Consider the following 25,801-nt stretch of genomic DNA (forward strand, 5'->3'; position numbering starts at 1 on the left):
AAAAACGCCCCTCAGTCCGGGTGACGGAGGGGCGAATCAGCACACTCACACTTTTTTAGGCTTTATTCAGTACCAGCTGACCATTGCTATCCAGCGGAATCTGGCTGCCGGGCTGTTTATCCATGCGGATTTTGCCCTGCTGGTCGCCGATTTTGTAAGTCACATCATATCCGAGGGTTTTCTCGGACTTGTCGTATACCGTTTTACAGCGCTGTTCCGTCGTGGTGTAGGTGTCGTTATTCTGCATCGCACCTTGCACCTGGTTACCCGCATAGCCGCCCCCCAAAGCACCGACGACGGTCGCGACGTCTTTACCGCGGCCACCGCCAAACTGGTGCCCGATGACCCCACCGGCAACGGCGCCCAGCACCGAGCCGGCGATACGGTTTTCATCCTGTACCGGACGACGGTGCGTGACCGTCACGTTGCGGCACTCCTGACGCGGGTTTTTAACGGTTTCCTTGATTGGCGTAGCGGAGATCACCTGCGCATACTGCGGGCCACGATCGAATACGTTCATGCTCGCTACGGCGGCAACCCCGAGAGCAGCTGCAACGCCAATACCAATACCCGCCAACATTGATTTATTCACGGGACTTCCTCCTTTGTTGCTATTGCTAACAATTGTGCAACTTAAGTCAAACCATGACTATCAGACAAAAACTCAAAAGCAGGATTTTATGTGGGATTAGAGATGTTTGAGAGAATTCTGAAGGTAGAGGCAGGTAACAATTGAAAGCGCTGATAAGCGCAGCGCTTTGGGCGGAACATTGGCGCACATTGCCGGATGGCGCTGCGCTTATCCGGCCTACATGCATCACAACATGCAGGCCGGGAGCCTTAAAACGCGATTAGTGCAGTTTCAGGCGCGGACGGATCACGCGGTTGATACTGCCCACCAGCATCATCAGGCCGGTTTTCACGTAGCCGTGCAGCGCAATCTGATGCATACGGTACAGCGAGATATAGACCATACGCGCGATACGCCCTTCGATCATCATCGAACCACGCATCAGGTTACCCATCAGGCTGCCGACAGTTGAATAGTTGGAGAGCGATACCAGTGAACCGTGATCCTTATAGGTATACGGCTTCAGCTCTTTACCCTTCATCTGCGCCAGAATGTTGTTCAGCGCACAGGTCGCCATCTGGTGCGCCGCCTGAGCGCGCGGCGGCACAAAGCCCCCTTCCGGACGGGCGCAAGAAGCACAGTCGCCGATAGCGTAGATATCCTGATCGCGGGTGGTTTGCAGCGTCGGCTCAACCACCAGCTGATTGATGCGGTTAGTTTCCAGGCCGCCGATCTCTTTCATGAAATCTGGCGCTTTAATACCCGCCGCCCATACCATCAGATCGGCCTCAATATATTCGCCGTCTTTCGTATGCAGACCGCCTTCATCGGCGCTGGTCACCATCGTCTGGGTCAGCACGCGCACGCCCATTTTAGTCAGTTCGCTGTGAGCTGCGCCGGAAATACGCGGCGGCAACGCAGGCAGAATCCGTTCACCGGCCTCTACCAGAGTGACGTTCAGCGCTTCGTTGTTCAACCCTTTGTAGCCATAGCTGTGCAGCTGTTTCACCGCGTTGTGCAGTTCAGCGGACAGCTCAACGCCGGTCGCGCCGCCGCCAACAATGGCGATGTTCACCTTGCCGTTCGCGCCAAGGTTAGCGGAATATTTCAGGAACAGGTTGAGCATTTCCTGATGGAAACGACGCGCCTGGTGCGGGTTATCAAGGAAGATGCAGTGCTCTTTCACGCCCGGCGTATTGAAGTCGTTTGAGGTGCTGCCCAACGCCATCACCAGCGTGTCGTACGCCAGCTTGCGCTCAGGCACCAGCAGTTCGCCCTTCTCATCGCGCAGTTCTGCCAGGGTGATGGTTTTCGCTTCGCGGTTGATATCCATCACCGACCCCAGCTGGAACTGGAAGTGGTGATTACGCGCATGCGCCAGATAGCTCAATGCATCGACACCTTCGTCCAGAGAACCGGTCGCCACCTCGTGCAGCAGCGGTTTCCACAGGTGGCTATGATTGCGATCCACCAGCGTAATTTTGGCTTTTTTACCCCGGCCAAGTTTGCGTCCCAACTGGGTAGCCAGTTCCAGGCCGCCAGCGCCGCCACCTACAATTACAATTTTCTTCATTGGCGTAGTCACGAGACCCCCTTAAAATTTATTAACCAATTGTTAATTAAAAGTTATTAATTTAGCTCTTAGTTAACAACAAGTTACTCACAAGAAACCATTCAGCTGCAATGAGAATAACATGAATGGTGCATTGGTCATACCAAAATTGATGTGTATCAAGTTTTATCGCGCAGAAGTTGAGCGAACGGCATTGCGGTCGGCGAAAGAGGTGTCGGCGGGGTTAAAAATTAACAAAAAAAAGCCCCGACAGCCCAAAGCCGTCGGGGCTTCTCAGACGAAAATTTAGCCTAACGTTTTGAACGCTTTAATTCGCTGCAGATGCGGCGAAATGTTTTTAAACTTATGCCCCTGCTCTTCGTCCCAGATGATCTCATAGTAGTGATGCAGCATTTCTGCTGAACGCTGGCTATTAAGCGCCTCATCATGACGAGAGAGGATAGCCAGGCAACGGTCACGGTTCTTCTCGCGGAAGTTGTTCACACATTTAGTGGCAATATCCACGTACTCTTCCGGACGATCGATCTTGCCGTCCATATTCTCGTTCGGGAACAGGTTCGGGTTAAACATCACCTGGCGAATATCGCACAGAAAACCAATACGCTCCGCCCAGTAGCCGCCCAGCCCTACGCCACAAATCAGCGGGCGCTCATCGGCGTTTAACTGCAGCATTTTGTCGACTTCTTTCAACAGATGCTGCATATCATGTTTCGGATGCCGCGTGCTGTAGCTAATCAACCGCACGTCCGGATCGATAAACTGCAGTTGCAGCACTTTCTCATGGTTACCTGGGCTATTCGAGTCAAAACCGTGTAAATAGATAATCATCGCGTCCTCACCACACCATTACTCCCACACCGGGAGGGTTAATGACCAGCCTTCACTTCCTGCCAGCGTTCGTGGAGTTGCTCCAACTGAGCGCTAACCGTTTTCCAGCGGGCGGAGTCCATCAGTTCCTGACGGCTAAATGAACCTTTATGATACAACTTCGTAACACGTTCTGCGTTGATCGGCGACAGGTTATCCAGCACGCTCACCGCACCTTTACGATTATTGCAGACGAGGATCATATCGCAACCGGCATCGAGCGACGCCTGACCGCGCTCAGCATAGCTGCCCATAATCGCCGCGCCCTCCATTGACAGATCGTCAGAGAAAATCACGCCCTCAAAACCTAACTCACCGCGCAGCACGGTTTTCAGCCAGTGCGCAGAGCCGCTGGCTGGGCGCGGATCAACGGCGTCGTAAATAACGTGCGCAGGCATAATAGCGTCGAGCGCGTTTTCGCTAATCAGCGTTTTAAACACCGCCATGTCCTTCGCGCGGATGTCCGCTTCCGGACGCGAATCGTGCGGTGTCTCTTTATGCGAATCGGCGGTGACCGCACCGTGGCCCGGGAAGTGTTTACCCGTGGTTTTCATCCCGGCGGCGTGCATGCCGTCAATAAAATGGCGCGCCATCAGCAGCGCTTTCTGCGGATCCTCATGATAAGAACGCTCGCCAATGGCGGTACAGATATGGCCCACGTCCAATACCGGCGCGAAGCTGATATCAATATCCATTGCGATCATCTCACTGGCCATCAGCCAGCCCGCATCGACCGCCATCCGGCCCCCGTCCTCTTCCCCGAGCACCGCCGCAAAAGACTGCGCGGCCGGTAAACGCGTGAACCCTTCGCGGAAACGCTGTACGCGGCCACCTTCCTGATCGACGGCCACCACCAGTCGGTTACGCGAGGCGCTGCGAATCTGGCGGACCAGTTCACGAAGCTGCTCAGGGTCGTGGTAATTACGGGTAAACAGAATTAAACCGCCAACCAGCGGGTGTGCCAGAATCTCACGTTCTTCGGCATCCAGCTCGTAGCCTTCCACATCCAACATTACTGGCCCCACACGGCCTCCTTTTTGTTCTTAAGCTGCTGCCAGATTTCATTGGCCAGCGTGATAAATTCTTCGTCACCGGTTTGTTGCCAGCGACACTCGAACCAGCCCGCCATCAGCATCAGCACCCACGGACGCCAGCGTAATGTCTGTTGCCACAGGGCGTCTGAAGACAGATGCGCCAGCTCGGCATAAACCTGAATCAGTTGATAGCGTTGTTGATTGTCCGGCATCCACACCGCCGCCAGCTCCAGGGCGATATCGCCATCGCCCGCGTATTCCCAGTCGATTAGCCTTAAACCGCCTTCGGTATGCACAATATTGCCGGCGTGGACATCCATATGCAGCGGCGCCAGTCGCAATGGCCGCGGCTCCTTCCGCTGGCGCAGCCGTTGCAAGCTGCGCAGCCAGAAAGGCGTACGGCGTGACGGGCTGCACTGCTGCCAGTACCGTTCTAACAAAGGCAGGAGCGCCAGCCGCCAGCCAAATCGAGGCTGCCGATGCAAATCATACAGGAGAGTCGCCAGCGGTTGATGCGCCGGAAGCACGCTTTTGATCTCTCCGGCTAAAAAATCAACCGCCATCCAGCCGTGCGTATAAAAAACAGGCTTTGGCGCCAGCGTGGCGGGTAGTCGACGTAAGGCGTGATATTGACGAAGGAATTCGCTTTCCGGCGCGTCGGACGCATGATGCTGACGCAGCACCAGCCGCCGTTCACCGTGTTGAAGAATGCAGCTGCTGCCGCTCAGCCCCGCATATTCGGGGCTGGCGACGATGTGATAGTGCGGAAATTCACGTGACAGCAGTGCGTCACGTGAAAGCTTACTGTTGCGCAACCGCACCTTTACCTGACCAGACGATCTCACCGGTTTGTACCAGCATCAGCTGCATTTGCAGCGTCGGCGCGTTCACGTTGCCGGTAGCGTTAGAGTAGAGCACGTACTGGGCACCCACGTTACGGGCAATGCCCATCGCTTTACTGCGTGAACCCAGGCTGTCCTGCGGCGACAGGCCTAACTGTTGCTTAGCCACCGCCAGCTGTTGGGCAGACACGAGGGTAAACTTGCCGTTACCTGCCAGCGCGTTACGCAGCGCGGTTGTCGCTTCCCCGGCGTTCAACGAACCGTTGGTGCGGTTGTTAACGCTGTCGACCAACAAAATGCTGCCCGCCGTTACGCCGCCGGTTTGCAGCATGTTGCCAACCAGCGGCTGTGCTGCGCCGTTCCAGTCATAGTGCCGTACGCGCGGCGTTGGCTGCGCAGGCGTTTCACCGCCGTGCTCAATCGGCCCCGGCTGCTGCGGAATCGTCGGCACGCTCGGTACCGTCGGCACCGGCTGCTGCGGCTCAGCTGGCTGTTGTGGCTGCTGCGGATTTGCCGTATCGACTGGCGCCGGTTGTTCACGCACCGCACACCCTGCTAGCACCAGCGCCAGCGAGGCCATCAACGCATAGCGACCCAATTTACTCATTCCAGTTTACCCCTCACAGATAAAGATAAAGTCGGGCTTTATGCGCCCCTAAACCGTTAGCCGTCCCGTACAGCGTGACCGACCCCATTGCCGGAATCGTGATGCTGCGCGGCGCTTCCAGCGGGTGCATTTCCAGCCCTCTGGCGTCATACCAATAAAAACGATAGTGAACGGTGACCGGCTGCCGCCTTTCGTTGAACAGTTTTGCGCTGGCGGTCGCCTGAATATCTGACGACGAAAGCTCAGGCTTCTCCGCGCTGATACCTGCCGCCAGAACGTTAGACTCCATCACCAGCGTCTGCTGTTCACTGACGGCGATTTCCGGACGCGAATGACACCCGGTCAGCAGCACCGTACCTAACAAAAGACCCAGACATGCCGATTTCATAGATTAGCCTTTATGCGCCAGCATCGGCCCCAGCGGACGACCGCCCAGCAGGTGCATATGGATGTGGTAAACTTCCTGCCCGCCGTGGCGATTGCAGTTCATGATCAGACGGTAGCCGTCTTCGGCAATCCCTTCTTGTTGCGCGATTTTCGCCGCCACGGTAATCATGCGCCCCAGCGCCTGCTCATGTTCGGCGGTAACGTCGTTGGTGGTGGCAATCAAGGTATTAGGGATAATCAGAATATGCGTCGGCGCCTGCGGAGAGATATCGCGAAAGGCGGTAACCAGATCGTCCTGATACACCATATCCGACGGGATTTCACGACGAATAATTTTGCTGAAAATGGTTTCTTCTGCCATACGGAATTCCTTTATTATTCTGATATGCCGTCGGTAAAATCGTTGCCGACGAACAGGTTAGATGCCAGAGTATGAGCGAGTTACGCCACTTCTTTCAACCGTAATACGATTTTTCTTACCTCTGGTCGCTACTTACGCACCCACTGGCCGTTAATGCCCTGCACATATTCACCCGGCAGCGCTTTATCGATCAGTTTTTTCCCCGCCAGCCGTGCCACTTCCTGCTGCGGGAGATTGTTGCTCAATGCCAGTTGCTGATAGCTTTCGCTACGCGCCTGATTAATTTTCTTTACCAGCGTCAGCGTGTCGCTATCCTTAGCCAGCGCCGCCAGATAGCCACCCTGCGTTTCCCCTACCCGCCCCTGTGTTCTCGCCTCTGATAGCGTTAACGCCAGCGCCTGAACGCTAAACAGGCCACACAGCAGGACCGCGATGATAGGCATTTTTCTCATGTTGGCGCCCCTCAGAATAGGTCACTACGCGATTTCAACAGATCCTCTACGTCCTTATCGGCCTTGATGCGGATCTCGTGCTCAATCTTAACGTTCATATTGATGGTAATCGGCTCCTTCGGCGCGGCCACCTCAATGCGCGGTACGCATCCCGATAACAGCGTCATTGTCGCAATGCCCAGTATGGCGATGGATACTCTCATTATTGCTCCTTACATTCCGTGCCGCTGCGACACGGTACGCCGGGAAGGGTCGCGTGTTGCTCAAGCCATGACTGAAGTTTGTCGCCAAAGCGCAGGCTTCGCCACAAATCAAAAACATTCTCCTGGTGCGTGTAATTCAGGCGCACCGTACTGCGTTTCTCATCCATCACTCCGGTACCGGTCACCGTCGCCTGTAACGTCAGCATACCCAGGCTATCGAGATTGATCCGCGTCCACGAGCGGGAGATTTCCATATAGCGTAGCCAGTTGATTGCCGCCCCCGCGGCGATATTATCGTCGGCTACCGCGTCCGCGGTGTCTTTATCCAAACGTAGCGTCATCGGGCCAGGGTTATGCAGCCAGCCGTCCTTAATAATCCATTTGCTGTCGTTCAACCACAGCGGTAGCGCCCCATCGACCGGGCCGGACATGGCGAACTGTTTCGGGTTCACCGCGCTCACCAGTTCGCTGGTAGAAATATGTTGCAAGCGCAGCAGCGCCGCGTCGCGCTGCGGCATGCGCAACTGCTGCATCGTGACTTTGCCACCCAGAACATCAACGCTGACATCGCTCAGCTGCAGCGGCGCCTCTTCACTCCACGGCCAGGTACCCTGCAGATCGGCGGTCACGTTGCGCACGGTAACCTGGTTAATGATTTCCGCAATTCGCAGGGAGACCGGTCTACGCGTTCCCAGTTGCCAGACGCCCGCTTTCAGGCGGAATGGCAGCACAAAATCGACGCCGTTGATTTCGTTATCCGGCATCCACGCGCTGCCGTTGCGCAGCACGCCGTGGCCGCCGGCTTCAAACCCTTGCCCGGCGGCGGCAGAGAACGCGACCTGCGCGTACAGCGTTCCTTCACGCAGCTTCATTTTCCAGTCTGGCGGCACCAGCGGCTGGAACACCTCCAGCGACTGTTTTGGCCACCACGCCTGCCCGCGTAAACGCTCGCCGTCCCAGCGTCCCGTCACCCGTACCGGGCCAATCTCCCGCGCTTTCAGGTCGCCTTTAAACTGGAAGAAGGTCGGATCTCGCCCTTGCACGCTAAAGGTCAGCGCCGATGCGGGCAGCATGCTGCCGCCGGTAAATCGGGTTTCGTTAGCATCGAGCGCCAGCGTTCCTGTAAACGAAGGATGCTGTTCATTGCGAATCCAGTGGATAGGCTGTTCCAGCTTCAGACGCGGCTTATCAATGGTCATGGTGCCATATTGCAGCTTATCGAAGCCGGTCGAGAGTGTATTCAGCACAATGGCGCTGTCACGCCATTCGCCAGTCCCGGTCACATCCCAGCGCGCCTGCATTGGCGTAAAGTGACCATCTCCCCAATAGCGCCAGCGCCAGGTACCTTTGTCCGGCATGAAATTGTCAGCCTGTCCGTCCAGGTGCAACACAAAATCGCCGGTCTGCTGTTCATGGGCACGCAAAATAGCCTGTAAGCGACCATCAATGCCCTGCGGCGAAATTTTCACCCCTGCTAGCGGCCAGCGTACGTCATCAATATTCAGCGCATCAATCACTCGCCCGCGCGAGCGTAACAGCGCCCCCGGCTGGAACGCCAGAACCGGCGTCATCAGCGGGCCGCTGAGATGTGCGGGCAATTTTGCGTAAAAGATCAAATCGCCCTGTTTCGCTTCTCCCACCAGTTGAAGCGGCATGTCGCTGTTATCCATACTCAGCACGCCCGGCCCCACGTTCAGCACCGCCACGCCTTTCCCGGCATCGCCAGAGGTCAGAACGCTGAGGCGACCGGTCACCTGCGTTTTATCGACCCCTTGTTGCCAATTCTCCAGCTTTACCGCGACGCGGCCGCTGAGCGGAATGCCTGCCTGATACGGCCAGTTCCAGCGCCCATCGCTGATGGTCAACACCTGTTCCGTTAACGTCCAGGGCAGATCGACTAAGGGATCGCCCTCGCCGCGCGCCATCATCACCAACTGCCCCTGATTACCGTCCCAGTTAAGTTCCGCATCGACTAGCGAAGGCACCTGCGGCACCTGGAAGGTAGACTCGAGATGCCCTTTTACCGGCAAGCCGTCCGGCACCAGCGGCATCGTGAACTCGCCGAGTAATTTAACCGGCGGCTCTCCGTCGATCAGGCTGGCGTGAAATTCGCTCACCGTCAGCGCCTGTCCGTGCAGTCTGGCGCGTAGCCCAACCTGCTCGCCCGTATACTCCACATCCTGACGCTGCGACGTCAGTGAAACCTTCAGCTTGCCCTGCCATTTTTCCCATGGGGATAGGCTGAGCGCGTCAATGGTCAGCCAGGTATTTGGCAGCATCGACTGCCATTCCGCCAGCGTGCGGGGCGCACCGGGAACCGCATCGTTTTGCGGCAGCTTATTAAAACAAAGGGAATTGAGGTTGGCCGATGCGGCATGTAACCGCCAACGGCCAGGATGTGACAGGGTCACGTCTTTCAGGGCGGCGAGTTCGCAATCCCCCACCAGATAGCGCAAATCGGGAATATGCAGCGCTGAACGCGTCAGCCGCGGGCTCTCGTTAAGCGCAATACGCGTACCGGCCGGAAGCCAGATGCCCACCAGCGTAGGAACCCAGTACCCCAGCGTCATCAGCAAGGTGAGCGGCAGAAGTACTAAAAGCAGGAGTAGCGCAATAATGGCTTTATATTTACCCTTCATGGGTGCAGTCATATCCTGATTGAGCAAGCGGTGATGCCAGACCGCGCAGCGGGCAGTCCAAAGGCGCATATTGTGTCATGTCAGACCAGAGAGTGAAAGCCGCTGTGATGTTTTAAGAATAGCTGCTGAAAAATAAAATGTGAGGAATTTCAGTTGATTCTGATTGAGAATCATCATTCGCGCCCCCATTTAAAGCGCGTATACTGAAGAGAGTTTCTTTACGAATCCTTAGCTTTCAAAACATTTTTATATTTTGTAAGAATTTTTGAATTGTGCTAACTTGACTCTAAAATCATTGGAGAAAAGTCTCATGAAAATCGCCGTTTACAGTACAAAGCAGTACGACAAAAAGTACCTGCAAAATGTTAATCAGGCATATGGCTTTGAGCTTGAGTTTTTTGATTTCCTGTTAACGGAAAAAACGGCCAAAACCGCCCATGGCTGTGAAGCGGTCTGTATTTTCGTTAACGATGACGGCAGCCGTCCGGTGCTGGAAGAGTTGAAAAATAACGGCGTGAAGTATATCGCTTTGCGTTGTGCGGGCTTCAACAACGTCGATCTCGACGCGGCGAAAGAGCTCGGTTTGCGCGTCGTACGCGTCCCTGCCTACGACCCGGAAGCCGTAGCCGAACACGCCATCGGTCTGATGATGACATTGAACCGCCGCATTCACCGCGCCTATCAACGTACGCGTGATGCTAACTTCTCGCTGGAAGGCCTGACCGGATTCACCATGTTCGGTAAAACCGCCGGCGTGATCGGTACCGGGAAAATCGGCGTTGCCGCCCTGCGTATCCTGAAAGGCTTTGGCATGCGCCTGCTGGCGTTTGACCCGTATCCTAGCGCCGCCGCGCTGGAGCTGGGCGTCGAATACGTCGACCTGCCGACGCTGTTCGCCGAGTCCGACGTGATTTCCCTGCACTGCCCGCTCACACCCGAGAACTATCACCTGCTTAACGCCAGCGCGTTTGAGAAGATGAAAGATGGCGTGATGATCGTCAATACCAGCCGTGGAGCGCTCATTGACTCTCAGGCAGCGATTGAAGCCTTAAAAACGCAGAAAATCGGCGCGCTGGGGATGGACGTGTATGAGAACGAGCGCGATCTGTTCTTTGAAGATAAGTCTAACGACGTGATTCAGGATGACGTGTTCCGCCGCCTGTCGGCCTGCCATAACGTGCTGTTCACCGGTCACCAGGCGTTTCTGACCGCAGAAGCACTGACCAGCATTTCAGAAACCACCCTGCAAAACCTGCAGCAAATTGATACCGGCAGCGATTGCCCTAACGCAATCGCCTGACGAGTTATGCTCCCCGGCTACGGTTGGGGAGCATTTTCGGATAAGCCCCACAGACACCTCCCGCTGTACAGTTATGCCTCAAACTTATTCACACCACTAATGATTTATAAGAAGTCCTGTACCATGAAGAACCTATTTCTCCTGCTGGCTGCGGCCGCCCTCCTGTCCGGATGTGTCTATAACAGCAAAATGTCGACGAACGGTGAGCAGCTTCAGCATCACCGCTTTGTTTTAGAAAGTGTGAACGGTCAAACGGTCAACAGCAACGGTGCCCCGCTCGAACTGAGCTTTGGCGAAAAGCAGCCGATTCTTGAGAAGATTTATGTTTCCGGCACCATGTGCAACGGGTTTTCCGGCACCGCAACGCTGCATAAAGGCGAATTAAAGGCGAACGAGCTCGCCATGACGCGTAAACTGTGCAGCGACGCTCAGCTTAACGTGTTGGACGCCACGCTCAGCAATATGCTGCGCCAGGGCGCGCAGGTTGATTTAACCGAACAACAGCTCACGCTCGCCACGGCGGACCAGACGCTGGTCTATCGCCTGGCCGATTTGATGCATTAAGGCTTAGTAGCTGCCGCAGGTGCCGGTAGCAAGAGACTGCTCGCTGCAACGCTTACCGTTTGGCAGCGCGCACATGCCGATACTGGAGCCGTCCAGCTGGCGCGCGGCGGAAAGTGACCCGCCAATCATCGCGCAGTTCGCTTCGCCCGAGCTGGACATCGCCGCTCGCATTCCTGGCGTCACGTGTGCCGCCGTTGCCTGCTGAACAGGTTCACTGCTGCACGCGGATAATAATAGCGCCGCACACCCGACTAAAAACGCAGCTCGCATCTCTTCTCTCCGTATCGCAAAAATAAGAACAAACCTAAGCATCATAGGCAGCGCTGGCCGCTGCGTCGAGAGACGAAGTGCGCATTTATGCGCTCTGGAAAAATTTTCTCGCAATTTTGTGGCTAAAAACATTCGTATCATTGATACAGACGCGGCCCAAGGACACAAAAGCAAAAATGATTCAGCGCCGGGTTTGCTAAACTTCACTTAACATCATCCCTAAGAGCGATGTGTCAATTAAGGACAAATTCCCGGTTGATGGGTAAACCCGTGAACCTCTTTTTTGCGCAATGTAAGGTGTCATATCAATGATCACAATTGACGGTAATGGTGCAGTCGCCTCGGTTGCGTTTCGTACCAGTGAAGTCATCGCCATTTACCCGATCACGCCGAGTTCAACCATGGCTGAGCAGGCCGACGCGTGGGCGGGAAACGGGCTTAAAAACGTTTGGGGTGACGTCCCGCGCGTGGTAGAGATGCAGTCCGAAGCCGGGGCCATTGCTGCCGTGCACGGGGCCTTGCAGACCGGCGCACTGTCGACATCATTCACCTCATCGCAGGGTCTCCTGCTGATGATCCCCACGCTGTATAAACTGGCCGGGCAATTGACGCCCTTTGTGCTGCACGTCGCGGCGCGCACCGTCGCGACCCATGCGCTGTCTATTTTTGGCGACCATTCCGACGTCATGGCGGTGCGCCAGACCGGCTGCGCCATGCTGTGCGCCGGTAGCGTGCAGGAAGCGCAGGACTTTGCGCTGATCTCGCATATTGCGACGCTCAAGAGCCGCGTGCCGTTTATTCACTTCTTCGACGGGTTCCGCACGTCGCATGAGATTAACAAAATCGTGCCGCTGGCCGACGATACGATCCGCGGCCTGCTGCCGCAGGAGGACATCGCCGCCCACCGCGCCCGCGCCCTGAACCCGGAACATCCGATTATTCGCGGTACCTCCGCAAACCCGGATACTTACTTCCAGTCTCGTGAAGCCACCAACCCGTGGTACAACGCGGTCTACGATCATGTTGAACAGGCGATGAATGATTTCGCCGATGCCACCGGCCGCAGCTATAAGCCGTTTGAATATTACGGCCACCCGCAGGCGGAACGCGTTATCGTCATTATGGGGTCGGCGATCGGCACCTGTGAAGAAGTGGTGGATGAACTGCTGACGCGCGGCGAAAAAGTTGGCGTGCTGAAAGTTCGCCTCTATCGTCCGTTCTCGGCAAAACATTTATTGCAGGCGCTGCCGGAAAGCGTGCGCAGCGTCGCGGTGCTTGATCGTACCAAAGAGCCGGGCGCCCAGGCCGAGCCGCTCTATCTTGACGTGATGACCGCGCTGGCGGAAGCCTTCAACCAGGGTGAGCGTGAAACCCTGCCGCGGGTGATTGGCGGCCGCTATGGCCTGTCGTCAAAAGAGTTCGGCCCGGACTGCGTGCTTTCTATTTTCCACGAGCTGTCGCAGGCGAAGCCAAAGTCGCGCTTCACCGTCGGCATTTATGATGATGTCACTCACCTCTCCCTGCCGCAGATGGAAAACACCCTGCCATCTCACGCACGCCTGGAGGCGCTGTTCTACGGATTAGGCAGCGACGGCAGCGTCTCGGCGACCAAAAACAACATCAAAATTATCGGTAACTCTACGCCGTGGTTTGCCCAGGGTTACTTCGTCTACGACTCTAAAAAGGCCGGGGGCCTGACGGTCTCTCACCTGCGCGTGAGCGATAATCCAATTCGCTCTGCTTATCTGGTCGCGCAGGCCGACTTTGTCGGCTGCCATCAGCTACAGTTTATTGATAAATACCAGATGGCCGAGCGCCTGAAGCCCGGCGGTATTTTCCTGCTTAATACGCCGTACAGCGCCGATGAAGTGTGGGCGCGCCTGCCGCAGGAAGTACAGGCAGTGTTGAACCAGAAACACGCGCGTTTTTATGTGATCAACGCTGCCAAAATTGCCCGCGAATGCGGACTGGCGGCGCGTATTAATACCGTGATGCAGATGGCGTTCTTCCACCTGACGCAAATTCTGCCGGGCGATAGCGCGCTGATGGAGCTGCAAAACGCCATCGCGAAAAGCTACAGCAGCAAAGGTCAGGATCTGGTTGAGCGTAACTGGCAGGCGCTGGCGCTGGCCCGAGAGTCGCTGTTCGAAGTGCCGCTACAGCCGGTGAGCGCCAGCAGTCCAAACCGCCCGCCGGTCGTCTCCGACGCCGCGCCGAACTTCGTCAAAACCGTCACTGCCGCCATGCTGGCGGGCCTCGGCGATGCCCTGCCGGTATCCGCCCTGCCGCCAGACGGTACCTGGCCCGTGGGCACCACCCGCTGGGAAAAACGCAATATCGCCGAAGAGATCCCTATCTGGAAAGAAGATCTCTGTACCCAGTGTAACCACTGCGTTGCCGCCTGCCCGCACTCCGCCATTCGTGCCAAAGTGGTTGCGCCGGACGCGATGGAGAACGCCCCGGCATCTCTGCATTCGCTGGACGTGAAATCGCGCGATATGCGCGGTCAGAAATATGTGCTGCAGGTCGCGCCGGAAGACTGTACCGGCTGCAACCTGTGCGTTGAGGTTTGCCCGGCGAAAGATCGCCAGAACCCCGAGATCAAAGCCATCAATATGATGTCGCGTCTGGAGCACGTTGAAGAAGAGAAAGTGAACTATGACTTCTTCCTCAACCTGCCGGAAATCGATCGCACCGCACTGGAACGCATTGATATCCGTACTTCGCAGTTGATCACTCCGCTGTTTGAGTACTCCGGCGCCTGTTCTGGCTGCGGTGAAACGCCGTATATCAAGCTGCTGACCCAGCTGTACGGTGACCGTATGCTGATTGCCAACGCCACCGGCTGTTCATCTATTTACGGCGGTAACCTGCCCTCTACGCCATATACCACCGACGCGAACGGCCGCGGGCCAGCGTGGGCTAACTCGCTGTTTGAAGATAACGCCGAGTTTGGTTTGGGCTTCCGTTTAACGGTCGATCAGCACCGCCAGCGCGTGATGCGTCTGCTGGACGGCTTCGCCGAGCAGATCCCGGCCGAATTGAACGAGGCGCTGCACGCTGATGCCACGCCGGAAGTACGTCGTGAACAGGTGGCCGCCTTGCGCAGCGTGCTGAACGGCGTGGAAGGTGCACAAGAGCTACTCACCGACGCCGACGCGCTGGTCGAGAAGTCTATCTGGCTGATTGGCGGCGACGGCTGGGCCTACGATATCGGCTTCGGCGGTCTGGATCATGTGATGAGCCTGACCGAGAACGTCAATATCCTGGTGCTTGATACCCAGTGCTACTCCAACACCGGCGGTCAGGCTTCGAAAGCGACGCCGCTCGGCGCGGTGACCAAGTTTGGCGAGCACGGCAAACGTAAAGCGAGAAAAGATCTCGGCGTCAGCATGATGATGTACGGTCATGTCTACGTCGCGCAGATCTCGCTGGGCGCACAGCTTAACCAGACGGTGAAAGCGATTCAGGAAGCGGAGTCCTATCCGGGACCGTCGATTATCATCGCCTACAGCCCTTGCGAAGAGCACGGTTACGATCTGGCGCTCAGCCACGATCAGATGCGCCAGCTTACCGCTACCGGCTTCTGGCCGCTGTTCCGCTTCGACCCACGTCGCGCCGACGAAGGTAAAATCCCGCTGGCGCTGGATTCCCGTCCGCCGTCAGACGCGCTGGCCGAGACGTTAATGAACGAACAGCGTTTCCGCCGTTTGAACAGCCAGCAGCCGGAAGTCGCCGAACAGCTATGGAAGGATGCGGCAGAGGATCTGCAAAAACGCTACGACTTCCTCGCCATGATGGCCGGCAAGGCGGAAAAACCGACGCCGCAGGAATAACCGAATTAAGGTCATTCTCAAACCATAAAAAAAGCCCGAATATCAATTCGGGCTTGTCATTTTAAGATGACGAAGAATATTAAAGACACACGGCAACATAAATACGTTGTGTGACAAAAAGGCATATAACGGCCGTAGCTTACGTCAGCGCTTTTTATTTGTATAATTTTTATTTTATATATATCCGGGCAAATCATTCACGATAATTATCATCATTTCAGCAGAATTATATCCTTTAGATTTTACTCATGCTGTAACAAATGTTATTTACCATATCAGATTCGTCTCTATTAGCATGACTGTGCTTTCTTAGTCAGAAAGTGCGCGTATAAAAAATACTAAAGGAATATATTCAATGAACAGAAAAGTACTGGCCCTCGTTATTCCTGCCCTGTTAGCCGCAGGCGCAGCTCATGCCGCAGAAGTTTATAATAAAGACGGCAACAAATTAGACATCTATGGCAAGGTAGATGGTCTGCATTATTTCTCCAGCGATTCCTCTAAAGACGGCGATCAGAGCTACGTCCGTTTTGGTTTCAAAGGCGAAACTCAGATTAACGATATGCTCACCGGCTACGGCCAGTGGGAATATAACGTTCAGGCGAACAATCCGGAATCTACGGATAGCGACGCAAATCAGGCGTGGACACGTCTGGGCTTTGCCGGCCTGAAATTCGGTGACTACGGTTCATTCGACTACGGTCGTAACTACGGTGTACTGTACGACGTAGAAGGTTGGACAGATATGCTGCCAGAATTTGGTGGTGACTCCTACACCTACTCTGACAACTTTATGACTGGCCGTGCGAACGGTGTAGCTACCTACCGTAACAATGACTTCTTCGGTCTGGTTGACGGCCTGAACTTTGCTCTGCAGTACCAGGGTAAAAATGAAAACCCAGGCAGCGGTGAAGGTACCAATAACGGTGACCGTAATACTCGTAACGCCAATGGCGACGGCTTTGGCATGTCCACCTCTTACGACTTGGGTATGGGTGTCAGCGCTTCTGCGGCATATGCAACCTCAGATCGTACAAACGATCAGATCAACAATACCACCGCTGGCGGTGATAAAGCTGACGCCTGGACCGTGGGTCTGAAATATGATGCTAACAATATTTATCTGGCATCAATGTATTCTGAAACCCGCAATATGACTCCGTACGGCGACAGCAATGGTGTTGCGAATAAAACGCAGAACTTTGAAGTTACCGCACAGTACCAGTTTGATTTCGGCCTGCGCCCAGCAATTTCTTACCTGCAGTCTAAAGGTAAGGATTTGGGTGCTACTAAACATGATACTGCGTACCAGGGTGATAAAGATCTGGTCAAATATATGGATATTGGCGCGACTTACTACTTCAACAAAAATATGTCCACCTACGTTGATTATAAAATCAACCTGCTGGACGGTAACGATAGCTTCTACGCGAACAACGGTATCTCTACCGACAACATCGTGGCAATGGGCCTGGTTTACCAGTTCTAATGCGATAAAAAACCCGCCGTTCCCGGCGGGTTTTCTTTATTCACTGCACCACGCTTTCGCCGTGGATTTCCCCTTTAAATCCGGTTTTGGCAATCGCCGCTAATAACCGCTGATTATCAAAATTCTCCGGCACCACCACTTCCGCCTGACGCGTTTTCAGCGAAGCTTTCGCCTTAATGACGCCATCGGTGCTGCGCAGCGCCTGGTTAATGGAAATCACGCACAGCGGGCAGTTCATTTCGCCGACATCAATGGTGACCAATTTATCGGCCGCCCAGCCCAGTGGCGTAAACATCAGTAACGCCAGACACACGGCTTTTTTCATTCCATCCACTCCCAGATCCAGGGTAATACATAAGGATAGGTAATCAAGGCCAGCACTAACGGCACCGCCAGCCAATACAACCACACCAGCACCCGACGGCTTACGACGTTAACGCATACCGGTTTCGACGACAGATGCAGACGCCAGAATCCGCGCGCCATCAGCCCCACGGCGACAATAATCATCGGTATTTGCAGCCAGGAAGCCCCCGGAATGCCCACCAGCCCGGCGGCTGAAACCCCAAACACCAGATACAGCAGCGGCCCAATACAGCACAGCGTTGACGCGCCCGCGGCCACGATCGCCGCGAGCAACGTTAACACTCCGCCCTTAATGCTGTTCGACGCTGACATAGTCGTAGCTAAAAGCAGCGGGGTCGTAGAAATTCAGCGGATCGCCATCGACTTCCGCATACGGATAGCCCAGGTTATTCACGTCACCCTGCTCCGCGGCTGGCGACAGTGCGAAATCACGCGCATGGTTGAATCCCACCCAGTTCATTTCCCAGTTACCAAACAGATAATCGTTCACCGCGGTGACCGCCGGGTCGCCATTCTCTTTTTTCTCTGTCAGACGCATTTTGGTCACGTCTGCCGGGTCTGCCGGCATCCAGCCGAAACCGGCTAACCAGAACATCGCGCGGCAGTGTTGACCGCCGCTGATTTTGGCCACGCCTTTATCGTCGGCGCTGCCAAATGCTTTCGTGGAGTATTGATTAAGCTTGCGGCTCGCGCCTAAACGGATGCCAAACATTTCACGTGCCGGAATGCCGACCGCACGGCACAGTGCGACAAACACCGAGTTAATGTCGGTACATTTACCGCCGAGTTTGCCGGTTTTCAGGATCTCCCCGACATCGCCCGTACCGCAGCCAATCACCGCGTCATCACGATGCATATGGGTGCTGACCCAGTCGTGAATCAGACGCGCCTGCTTCAGCGGCGCTTTTTCGTTGCCGATAATGTTAAGTGCGGTCTCTTTCACCAGCCCATCAACCGGAATATGCGCCGTCGCCTGCAGGAAAGGTTTAATCTCATCGGGGATCACCGCACCTTCGCTCGGCAGTTGCCAGTCGGCCAGACGGTTGTCTTTCAGCACTTCCCAGTCGCGTGTTTCAATGTCCATCTCCACTTTAATATCCAGCGGGCCGCTTGAGGCCGGCCAGGTCACGTACAGCACTTTTGCGCCGTAGCGGTTATTGGCATTCAGTGTGGCGGTTTGGTAGTTGCCGCTGAAGGAGAGATTTAGCAGCTGCTGGAAGGCGGTATCTTCCGGTATGGGGATCCACAAATTCACCTTCCCGGAAGAGCCTTCCGGAGCCTTCAGGCTATAGGTTTGAGTCATAATGAAGCGGCGGTATTTGCCGGAAGATGAGACGGCAGGTTGATCCTGCGTTTCTGTTTTCGCAAAAACCGGGCTGACCAGCCCCAGCGTCGAGAGGGCAGCGGCACCTTTGAGGAAGTTACGCCTTTGCATTGTGTATCCTTCATCACCAGAAAAAGCTGGCGCTTAACCCCGCACCTGCGGAGGTTGGCCGCTATTATGCGACCATGTATTCATCACCACAATGAATAAGAGGCCATAAAATCCTACGCGCTCAAAATATGGCAACCTACAGCAAGCGTTATGTTATAACAATGATAAAAACGGTGGACTGCGGATTATTCTGATAACCTCGTTCTTCCAGACCAGATGTCATTATAGTTTCCGGGGTAAATCATGCTCTTTCCAGCGGATATTTGTCGGTAATGTTGGCGATTTCCCCATTAACTGACCAAACATACCTCGCGCTAATAAGTCTGTGAGTGTGAAATAATATGTTAACTTAATGGCTTGTTATCAATGACGTTAGCTGTAAACTGTTTCGCGAACTCGCCTGTAAATGGGTATTTATATTGCATTAATGCGGCCATTGAAAAATCACGACCAATGGGCAATTGATTATAAAAAATAAAATTTCATGTGGTTTTATGTTACAAATGAAAAGAAAATCAACAGAAAAACAAAATAAAGACTCATTTATTACGTCTCGTTACACAATAATCTGTCTGGGTATCCTTGGCTGCCTTGGCGTTTTATTGATCAGGGTTGCCGACCTGCAGTTTTTAAATCATCCAATGCTGGCAAAAGAGGCCGATCAACGATCCCTGAGAACCGTGGTGCTGCCGACAAACCGTGGCACATTAGTCGACCGCGATGGCGAGGCGCTCGCCATGAGCGTTCCATCCCGCGACGTCGTGGTCGATCCGGTAAAAATTGTTGAGGCCAGCCCAAATTTCCACGATGCGAAATGGCAATATCTCGCCTCGGCGTTGAATACCCCTGTCGATCAAATTGCGAGCAAGATTTATCAGAATGCCCACCGTCACTTTCTATTCCTGGGACGCAAAGTTGAGCTTGGGATTGCGAAAGATATCGCCGATCTGCATATAAAAGGTATCAGTGAAGTGTATGACGACAGTCGTTTCTACCCAATGGGGGAAGCAGCGGCGCCTTTAATCGGTATTGTGGGGGCAGATAATAATGGCCTGAACGGCGTAGAACGTGGCTACGATTCTATTTTACAGGGCGAGCCGGGCAAGGAAATTTATCGTAAAGATGCCAATGGCGGTATTATTAACGTTCTTGATTATGACGCGCCGAAACAGCCGCCAACCGTTCAGCTCAGTATTGATAAATTTGACCAATATACGCTGTATAGCAAACTGCGCGACGGCGTGCTGCTGAATAAAGCGGACTCAGGCGCAGCCGTACTGGTCAAAATTGATACCGGTGAGATTCTGGCCATGGCCTCTTACCCCTCGTACAACCCCAACAATTTCGACAACGCAACACAAACGCAAATGCGTGATGTGGCGATTAACGACAGCTTCGAACCGGGTTCTACGGTCAAGCCGTTGGTGATTATCGAGGGGCTGGAGAGAAACATTATTCAGCCAAATACTTTGCTGGATACCACCCCCTATCGCGTCAATGGCCACCTGATTCGCGACGTGGGCCATTGGCCACAGCTGACGCCAACCGGTATTCTGCAAAAATCGAGCGATATCGGCGTTTCTCATATTGCGTTGGCGATGCCGGCACAGGCGCTGGTTGATACCTATCAGGCGTTCGGTCTTGGCAAACCCACCGGGCTGGGGCTTAGCGGGGAAAGCGTAGGCTATTTTCCGCTGCACCGTCGGCAGTGGGCCGATATTGAACGCGCGACCTTCTCCTTCGGCTACGGATTACGCGTCACGCCGCTACAGATAGCCCGCGAATACGCCACCCTGGGGTCGTTTGGGGTCTATCGTCCGCTGTCGATCACCAAAGTGACCCCGCCGGTAATGGGCCAGCAGGTGGCCGATCCGTCGATCGTCAAAACCGTGGTACATATGATGGAAAGCGACGTGCTTCCCGGCGGCAGCGGCGTGCGGGCGGCGGTGCCGGGGTATCGACTGGCGACCAAAACGGGGACCGCTGAAAAACTGGGCGATAGCGGCAAGTATGACGGCGGATATGTGAACTACACAGCAGGCGTCGCGCCGGTTAGCCACCCGGAGGTCGCACTGGTCGTGGTCGTTAACAACCCCACTGCCGGTACCCACTTCGGCGGTTCAGTCGCCGCGCCGATTTTCGGCAACATCATGGGGCCGGTATTGAAGAATATGAATATCGCGCCGGACGCGCTGATACAGTAGGCCCCCAAATTTGGCTGCGGTGTTTATCGTTCCCGCAGCCATTTTTCATACTGCTCAGGCCATGTGAGAGTTTGGGTTCCTGCCCTGCCCATCCCAAAGCCATGTCCCCCGGAAGGATAACGATGCATTTCTACCGATACGCCTGCACGAAGGCAGGCCGTCTGTAAAATTAAGGTGTGGTGCGGATCGGACACCGAATCATCTTCCGCCTGGACCAGAAACATCGGTGGAGTTGTGGGCGTCACGTAATGTTGTACTGACCAGGCGGCATCCTGCGCCTGCGTCGCATTCTTACCCACCAATACCCGATGCGTTGCACTGTGGCTGTAAGGTTTCTCCAGCGTCACGATTGGGATAAATCAGCGCCGCGCCATCGGCTCGCGCCGGTAGGCTGTCCAGCGCATCAAGCGGCGTATAGCTGCGCTCGTCAGCGCGCGTTACCGCCATTCCCAACAAATGCCCTCCGGCGGAAAAACCCAGCACGTTCACCCGCTTCTCCCGCTGGCGGATGATGCGCAACGCCCGCTGGGCATCCTGTAAAGCAACGCGAGAGCCGTCGTGCCAGCTTTCTCCCGGCAGGCGGTAGCTGAGTATATACCGCATAGTGTCACCCTGACGCGAAAAGTGCTTTCAGTTAAGCAGATAAATAAGAGGGAAAAATGAAGGTCGTCGGGCTAAATTCTGAAAAATGCATCGCACTGTATATTTACACAGCATCTGCATTGCATGGGTTCCAGGCGCTGCTATAGGATCGCTGTAATCCCACGTTGTGGGAGAGGCGCAGCGTTGCGGGGGTTTGATCCCCGGCGGCATCTGTTGCTGGAAAGAGAAAACCCCCGCACGTTGTTCGATATCATCTGGCAACATAACGGGGGCTGGTCTTGAACCCAAGCAATTCAAGAATAGCCGCTAACCATTGCCATTGCAATCAGGATGGCTCTATGACACTGATGCAGTGGGTACTTATGTTCTGGCACGATCTGGCCGCTCCGGTCATGGTCGGCGTGCTCACCGGTCTGCTCCTTAACTGGTGGCGCAAGCGGAAGTAAGCGCCCGGGCGTCAGGCTGCCTGAATGGCAACATGCGCCCGAACCTGGCCGCAGGGGAAACCTTGCGGCTCTTTTCGTTGCTGAGTATTTTCTCATAAGCTATTCGGGGTATTCCGCTCACAGGATTTGCATTTTTCATCGTTATATAATCAAATATACATCGATTATTTCCCTCCTCGATGAGCAATGCATGTCTACATTACAACGTTTACTCCTGAGCTTGACGCTGGCTTGTGCCAGCCTGGCGGCAGCGACTCCCGCACTGGCTGACCGTACCATCACCGACCAGCTTGGCCGCCAGGTCACCCTGCCTGATACCGTGAATCGCGTGGTGGTGCTCCAGCACCAGACGCTCAACCTGCTCGTGCAGCTCAACGCCGCCGACGACATCGTCGGCGTATTAAGCAGTTGGAAAAAACAGCTCGGCCCAGAATTCGCGCGCTTTATGCCCGGTATTGCCAAACTGCCGATGCCCGGCGATCTGACCCAGGTGAATATGGAAAGCCTGCTGGCGCTGCATCCGCAGGTGGTGTTTGTCGCCAACTACGCGCCGGCGGCGATGATGCAGCAGATAACCAACGCCGGGATCCCGGTGGTGGCTATCTCTCTGCGCCAGGACGCGGCGGGAGAGAAAAACAAAATGAACCCTTCGATGGCCAATGAGGAACAGGCTTACAACAACGGGCTCAAGCAAGGTATTCGTCTAATTGGTGACGTGGTGAACCGCCAGGCGCAAGCCGATGTATTGATTGACTACACTTTTTCCGCGCGCGCGAAATTTAACGCGCCAGTCGCAGAGATTCCGCAGACGGAAAAAGTGCGCGTCTATATGGCCAATCCAGACCTGAACACCTACGGTTCCGGTAAATACACCGGCCTGATGATGCAACATGCTGGGGCGATGAACGTCGCCGCCGCCACGGTAAAAGGCGCGCGTCAGGTTTCGCTGGAACAGGTATTGCAGTGGAATCCGCAGGTGATTTTCGTGCAGGACCGTTATCCCGAGGTGGTCAAACAGATCGTCAACGATCCGCAATGGCAGAGCATTGACGCGGTGAAAAATCATCGCGTGTGGCTGATGCCGGAATACGCGAAAGCCTGGGGCTATCCTATGCCGGAAGCATTGGCTATAGGCGAACTGTGGATGGCGAAAAAACTCTACCCGGAACGCTACCAGGACATTGATGTCGACGCGCAGGCCCAGGATTACTACCAACGTTTTTATCGTACCGACTGGCGGCCAAATGCACAGCAGTAGTCACGCCGTCAAGGTACAGGGTGGTCTGGTGCTGCTCACCCTGGCCGTGGCGGTGTCTTCTCTCTGCCTGGGTCAATACAAACTGTCGATAGGCCAGGTGCTGACTCAGTTTGCGCAGCCGCACAATACGTTAGCGATCGCCCATCAGATTGTCTGGGAAGTTCGCTTGCCGCGCATTTTGCTCGCCCTGCTGGCAGGCGGCGCGCTTGGCCTGTGCGGTGCCACCTTACAGGGGGTATTCCAGAACCCGCTGGTGGATCCGCACATTATCGGCGTCACCTCCGGCTCCGCGTTTGGCGGGACGCTGGCCATTCTGCTCGGGCTGAGTATGCCGCTGATGATGAGCACCACTTTCTTCTTCGGCCTACTGGCGCTGACGCTGGTGTATCTGCTCGCCGCGCTTCAGGGCCGGGAGAACACGCTGGTACTGATTCTCGCGGGGATCGTGCTCAGCGGTTTCTTCGCCGCGCTGGTCAGCCTGATGCAGTACCTGTCGGATACGGAAGAAGTGCTCCCCAACATCGTCTTCTGGCTGCTGGGGAGCTTCGCGACCGCTAACTGGCACAAAGTACTGCTCCTGGCCCTACCGGTGGTCGCCGCTTCGCTGGTGCTGTACCGGCTGCGTTGGCGTATCAACCTGCTGTCGCTGGACGACAAAGACGCACAAGCGCTGGGCGTCAGCGTGACCGCGCTACGCCGCGGCGTACTGCTCTGCTGCGCACTGCTGGTTGCCGCGCAGGTGGCGGTCAGCGGCAGTATTGCGTGGGTGGGGCTGGTGATCCCACATCTGGCGCGGATGCTCTGCGGTGCCGACCATCGCCGTTTGCTCCCCTGTGCCTTCTGGATGGGGGCCTGTTTTATGATTGTGGTCGATGATCTGGCGCGCACGCTGACCGCCGCCGAGATTCCGATTGGTATTATTACCGCGCTGGTTGGCGCGCCGTTATTTGCCGTGATGCTGGTTCGGGCTAGCCGCAAAAGGATGCTGAAATGACGCCGACGCTAACGCTATCCCAACTGGAATATGGCCATCAGTCCCCGCTGTTTACGCCGCTGAGCCTGCACTGCCAGCCCGGAGAAATATGGGCGATTCTCGGCGCCAATGGGCGCGGTAAAAGCACTTTGCTCGATACCATTACCGGCGTTTTACCCGCGCTTGCGGGCAGCGTGAAGGCCTCCGGCGGAGTGGGCATCGTGCCGCAGTCATTCCGTCCGGCCTTCGGCTGGCGGGTAAAAGAGGTGGTGTTGATGGGTCGTGCGCGGCATATCGCCCTTTTCGCCCAGCCGCAGAAAGCAGATGAGCGTCAGGTACTTGATGCGCTGGCCCAGCTAAACATCGCTGACCTGGCCGAGACGCTATTCAGCGCCCTCTCCGGCGGCCAACAGCAACTGGTGATGATCGCCCGCGCGCTGGTCGGCGCCAATCAGAATATCCTGTTGGATGAACCCTGTTCAGCGCTGGATCTGGGCAATCAGCAAACAGTATTGCAGTTGATTAGCGATCTGTCTCACACGCAGTCGCGCACGGTGATGTTTACCACGCACGATCCCACTCATGCGCTACAGGTCGCCAGCCAAACGCTGCTGCTGATGCCGGGCAACCAGTGGTTGGCCGGGCCAACGTCGGAGGTAGTGCTGGAAGCGAATCTCCAGCGGGCTTACGGCGTGCAGGTCCGTCGACTCGAACTTGAGGGTTATCCGTCTCCGGTGGTAACGCCGCTCTTTAGCATTCGTCGCCCGGCAACATCAACCCGGCGTCGCGCAAACAGCGCTGCCCCTCTTCACTGAGGATAAACTGGCAGAACCGATGCGCGGCGTCACGCTCATCGAGCAGCGTCAGGTAGTATTCACAGCAGATGTTCCACGGCGCAGGAATCGTCACGCAGCGTACTTCCGCCTGATTCGCCAGCGCCGCCGCGTAGTGCGCATAGCCGATAAACAGATCGGCGTGCCCTTCATCAATAAGCCATCGGCTGGCGATAACGCCATTCGGTAACGTGAGCGAATTTTTCCCGCCAACCAGCGGCATCGCACGCTGCTTTAGCGCGTTACCCAATCCTGGATGGCTATGTTCAATCCGCTCAAACAGCTGCCACGTATAATCACCAGAAGGATCGCATTGCGGTGCGGAGGTGCCTAAGCGCAGCGTTGTATCCGCCAGCAGCTCCAGCCACGTTTTGCCCATCGTCTGCGGCATATTTCGAACGGTCAACATCAGCGTGTTACGGGCAAACAGATGGAGACCGCGGGCGCGCCCCGCATCACAAAGCGTCTGCGGATGCTGACGGTTCGCCGAGGCAAACAGCGAGCACCGCGCGCCATTTTCAATCCGTTCACGCAGGAGACCCGCCGGACCAAAAACCAGCGATACCGGGAAACCGGTCCGGGCGGTAAACGCCGCCTGGAGGGGGATAAATGCGCGGCGAAGACTTCCCGCCGCCATCAGTGTCAATGTGGAGTGCATAAGCGCAAGATTATAGCCCGAAAATAAGCG

25 protein-coding genes and 1 pseudogene are annotated in these 25,801 nt (G+C 55.5%); 9 read left to right on the forward strand and 17 right to left on the reverse strand.

The genetic code is table 11. The annotated features are described in order from the left end of the window. Positions 1-55 precede the first annotated feature (55 nt). From M989_RS12650 to M989_RS12700, 11 genes are all read right to left on the reverse strand, one after another. Positions 56-592: a glycine zipper 2TM domain-containing protein gene (locus M989_RS12650; RefSeq protein WP_074398785.1), complete on the reverse strand. Its 537-nt coding sequence runs from the start codon at positions 590-592 to the stop codon at positions 56-58. 259 nt (positions 593-851) lie between these two features. Next, complete coding sequence (locus tag M989_RS12655) at positions 852-2,156, reverse strand: NAD(P)/FAD-dependent oxidoreductase (protein WP_064545784.1); 1,305 nt, start codon at positions 2,154-2,156, stop codon at positions 852-854. Positions 2,157-2,429: 273 nt separating this feature from the next. Continuing rightward, entirely contained in the window at positions 2,430-2,972 is a 543-nt protein-coding gene (ycfP, locus tag M989_RS12660) for an alpha/beta hydrolase YcfP (protein ID WP_064545786.1), read from the reverse strand. Between the two features lie 38 nt (positions 2,973-3,010). Then, on the reverse strand, positions 3,011-4,036 hold the full coding sequence (nagZ, locus tag M989_RS12665) for a beta-N-acetylhexosaminidase (RefSeq protein WP_064545788.1): 1,026 nt from the start codon (positions 4,034-4,036) through the stop codon (positions 3,011-3,013). Beyond that, positions 4,024-4,866, reverse strand: coding sequence for a thiamine kinase (gene thiK / locus M989_RS12670; protein WP_064545790.1), 843 nt, complete (start codon positions 4,864-4,866; stop codon positions 4,024-4,026). The genes nagZ and thiK overlap by 13 nt, the downstream gene beginning before the upstream one ends. Further along, positions 4,847-5,485, reverse strand: coding sequence for a penicillin-binding protein activator LpoB (gene lpoB / locus M989_RS12675; protein WP_167351058.1), 639 nt, complete (start codon positions 5,483-5,485; stop codon positions 4,847-4,849). Before lpoB ends, thiK begins: the two co-directional genes overlap by 20 nt. Positions 5,486-5,507: 22 nt before the next feature. Next, positions 5,508-5,882 (reverse strand): YcfL family putative periplasmic lipoprotein, encoded by a 375-nt coding sequence (locus tag M989_RS12680; protein ID WP_064545795.1) that lies wholly within the window; start codon positions 5,880-5,882, stop codon positions 5,508-5,510. A gap of 3 nt (positions 5,883-5,885) precedes the next feature. Continuing rightward, on the reverse strand, positions 5,886-6,242 hold the full coding sequence (hinT, locus tag M989_RS12685; protein WP_064545797.1) for a purine nucleoside phosphoramidase: 357 nt from the start codon (positions 6,240-6,242) through the stop codon (positions 5,886-5,888). Positions 6,243-6,370: 128 nt separating this feature from the next. Continuing rightward, on the reverse strand, positions 6,371-6,694 hold the full coding sequence (locus M989_RS12690) for a YdbL family probable chaperone protein (protein ID WP_064545799.1): 324 nt from the start codon (positions 6,692-6,694) through the stop codon (positions 6,371-6,373). Positions 6,695-6,705: 11 nt separating this feature from the next. Continuing rightward, entirely contained in the window at positions 6,706-6,861 is a 156-nt protein-coding gene (locus tag M989_RS12695) for a YnbE family lipoprotein (RefSeq protein WP_416374502.1), read from the reverse strand. 35 nt (positions 6,862-6,896) lie between these two features. Next, a complete protein-coding gene (locus tag M989_RS12700) occupies positions 6,897-9,536 on the reverse strand; it encodes a YdbH family protein (RefSeq protein ID WP_064545803.1) in 2,640 nt (879 codons plus the stop codon). 310 nt (positions 9,537-9,846) lie between these two features. On the opposite strand from M989_RS12700, the gene M989_RS12705 reads away from it, so the two are divergent. Both M989_RS12705 and hslJ read left to right on the forward strand, forming a co-directional pair. Beyond that, positions 9,847-10,836, forward strand: a complete 990-nt coding sequence (locus M989_RS12705) for a 2-hydroxyacid dehydrogenase (RefSeq protein ID WP_064545805.1) — start codon at positions 9,847-9,849, stop codon at positions 10,834-10,836. A 123-nt stretch (positions 10,837-10,959) separates the two neighbouring features. Beyond that, positions 10,960-11,400: a heat shock protein HslJ gene (gene hslJ, locus M989_RS12710; RefSeq protein ID WP_064545807.1), complete on the forward strand. Its 441-nt coding sequence runs from the start codon at positions 10,960-10,962 to the stop codon at positions 11,398-11,400. A gap of 3 nt (positions 11,401-11,403) precedes the next feature. Here hslJ and M989_RS12715 read toward each other — a convergent pair whose 3' ends face one another. After that, on the reverse strand, positions 11,404-11,670 hold the full coding sequence (locus M989_RS12715; RefSeq protein WP_064545809.1) for a putative hemolysin: 267 nt from the start codon (positions 11,668-11,670) through the stop codon (positions 11,404-11,406). A gap of 308 nt (positions 11,671-11,978) precedes the next feature. Here M989_RS12715 and nifJ point away from each other — a divergent pair, with 308 nt between their 5' ends. Next, positions 11,979-15,506 carry a pyruvate:ferredoxin (flavodoxin) oxidoreductase gene (nifJ, locus tag M989_RS12720; RefSeq protein WP_064545811.1) on the forward strand — a complete coding sequence of 1,176 codons (3,528 nt, stop codon included), beginning with the start codon at positions 11,979-11,981 and terminating at the stop codon, positions 15,504-15,506. Between the two features lie 355 nt (positions 15,507-15,861). Then, the gene (gene ompC, locus M989_RS12725) at positions 15,862-16,995 is read left to right on the forward strand and encodes a porin OmpC (protein WP_064545813.1); all 1,134 of its coding nucleotides are present in this window, start codon (positions 15,862-15,864) and stop codon (positions 16,993-16,995) included. Between the two features lie 40 nt (positions 16,996-17,035). Here the strand turns inward: ompC and M989_RS12730 are convergent, their stop codons facing one another. Genes M989_RS12730 through M989_RS12740 form a run of 3 tightly spaced genes read right to left on the reverse strand, consistent with a single transcriptional unit; the run spans position 17,036 to position 18,796 of the window. After that, positions 17,036-17,320 (reverse strand): heavy-metal-associated domain-containing protein, encoded by a 285-nt coding sequence (locus tag M989_RS12730; protein ID WP_064545815.1) that lies wholly within the window; start codon positions 17,318-17,320, stop codon positions 17,036-17,038. After that, positions 17,317-17,673, reverse strand: a complete 357-nt coding sequence (locus M989_RS12735) for a hypothetical protein (RefSeq protein ID WP_157093548.1) — start codon at positions 17,671-17,673, stop codon at positions 17,317-17,319. Before M989_RS12735 ends, M989_RS12730 begins: the two co-directional genes overlap by 4 nt. Beyond that, positions 17,651-18,796 (reverse strand): transglutaminase-like domain-containing protein, encoded by a 1,146-nt coding sequence (locus M989_RS12740; RefSeq protein ID WP_064545819.1) that lies wholly within the window; start codon positions 18,794-18,796, stop codon positions 17,651-17,653. Before M989_RS12740 ends, M989_RS12735 begins: the two co-directional genes overlap by 23 nt. Positions 18,797-19,299: 503 nt before the next feature. Here M989_RS12740 and M989_RS12745 point away from each other — a divergent pair. After that, the gene (locus M989_RS12745) at positions 19,300-21,000 is read left to right on the forward strand and encodes a penicillin-binding transpeptidase domain-containing protein (protein ID WP_420811703.1); all 1,701 of its coding nucleotides are present in this window, start codon (positions 19,300-19,302) and stop codon (positions 20,998-21,000) included. Positions 21,001-21,023: 23 nt separating this feature from the next. Here the strand turns inward: M989_RS12745 and M989_RS12750 are convergent. After that, positions 21,024-21,597: pseudogene (locus M989_RS12750) on the reverse strand (alpha/beta hydrolase); the annotation flags it as partial. A 344-nt stretch (positions 21,598-21,941) separates the two neighbouring features. Between M989_RS12750 and M989_RS12755 the strand changes: the two are divergent. The 4 genes from M989_RS12755 to M989_RS12770 all read left to right on the forward strand — a co-directional run bounded on the left by M989_RS12755 (position 21,942) and on the right by M989_RS12770 (position 25,095). Beyond that, the gene (locus M989_RS12755) at positions 21,942-22,049 is read left to right on the forward strand and encodes a type I toxin-antitoxin system toxin Ldr family protein (RefSeq protein WP_064545823.1); all 108 of its coding nucleotides are present in this window, start codon (positions 21,942-21,944) and stop codon (positions 22,047-22,049) included. A 190-nt stretch (positions 22,050-22,239) separates the two neighbouring features. Then, on the forward strand, positions 22,240-23,307 hold the full coding sequence (locus tag M989_RS12760; RefSeq protein ID WP_064545827.1) for an ABC transporter substrate-binding protein: 1,068 nt from the start codon (positions 22,240-22,242) through the stop codon (positions 23,305-23,307). Beyond that, positions 23,294-24,301, forward strand: coding sequence for a FecCD family ABC transporter permease (locus M989_RS12765; RefSeq protein ID WP_064545828.1), 1,008 nt, complete (start codon positions 23,294-23,296; stop codon positions 24,299-24,301). The genes M989_RS12760 and M989_RS12765 overlap by 14 nt, the downstream gene beginning before the upstream one ends. After that, entirely contained in the window at positions 24,298-25,095 is a 798-nt protein-coding gene (locus M989_RS12770) for an ABC transporter ATP-binding protein (RefSeq protein ID WP_064545830.1), read from the forward strand. The genes M989_RS12765 and M989_RS12770 overlap by 4 nt, the downstream gene beginning before the upstream one ends. Here M989_RS12770 and M989_RS12775 read toward each other — a convergent pair. Continuing rightward, positions 25,031-25,771: a substrate-binding domain-containing protein gene (locus M989_RS12775; RefSeq protein ID WP_064545832.1), complete on the reverse strand. Its 741-nt coding sequence runs from the start codon at positions 25,769-25,771 to the stop codon at positions 25,031-25,033. The genes M989_RS12770 and M989_RS12775 overlap by 65 nt on opposite strands. Positions 25,772-25,801 lie beyond the last annotated feature (30 nt).

Source organism: Kluyvera georgiana ATCC 51603 (assembly GCF_001654985.1).
Lineage (GTDB): Bacteria > Pseudomonadota > Gammaproteobacteria > Enterobacterales > Enterobacteriaceae > Kluyvera > Kluyvera georgiana.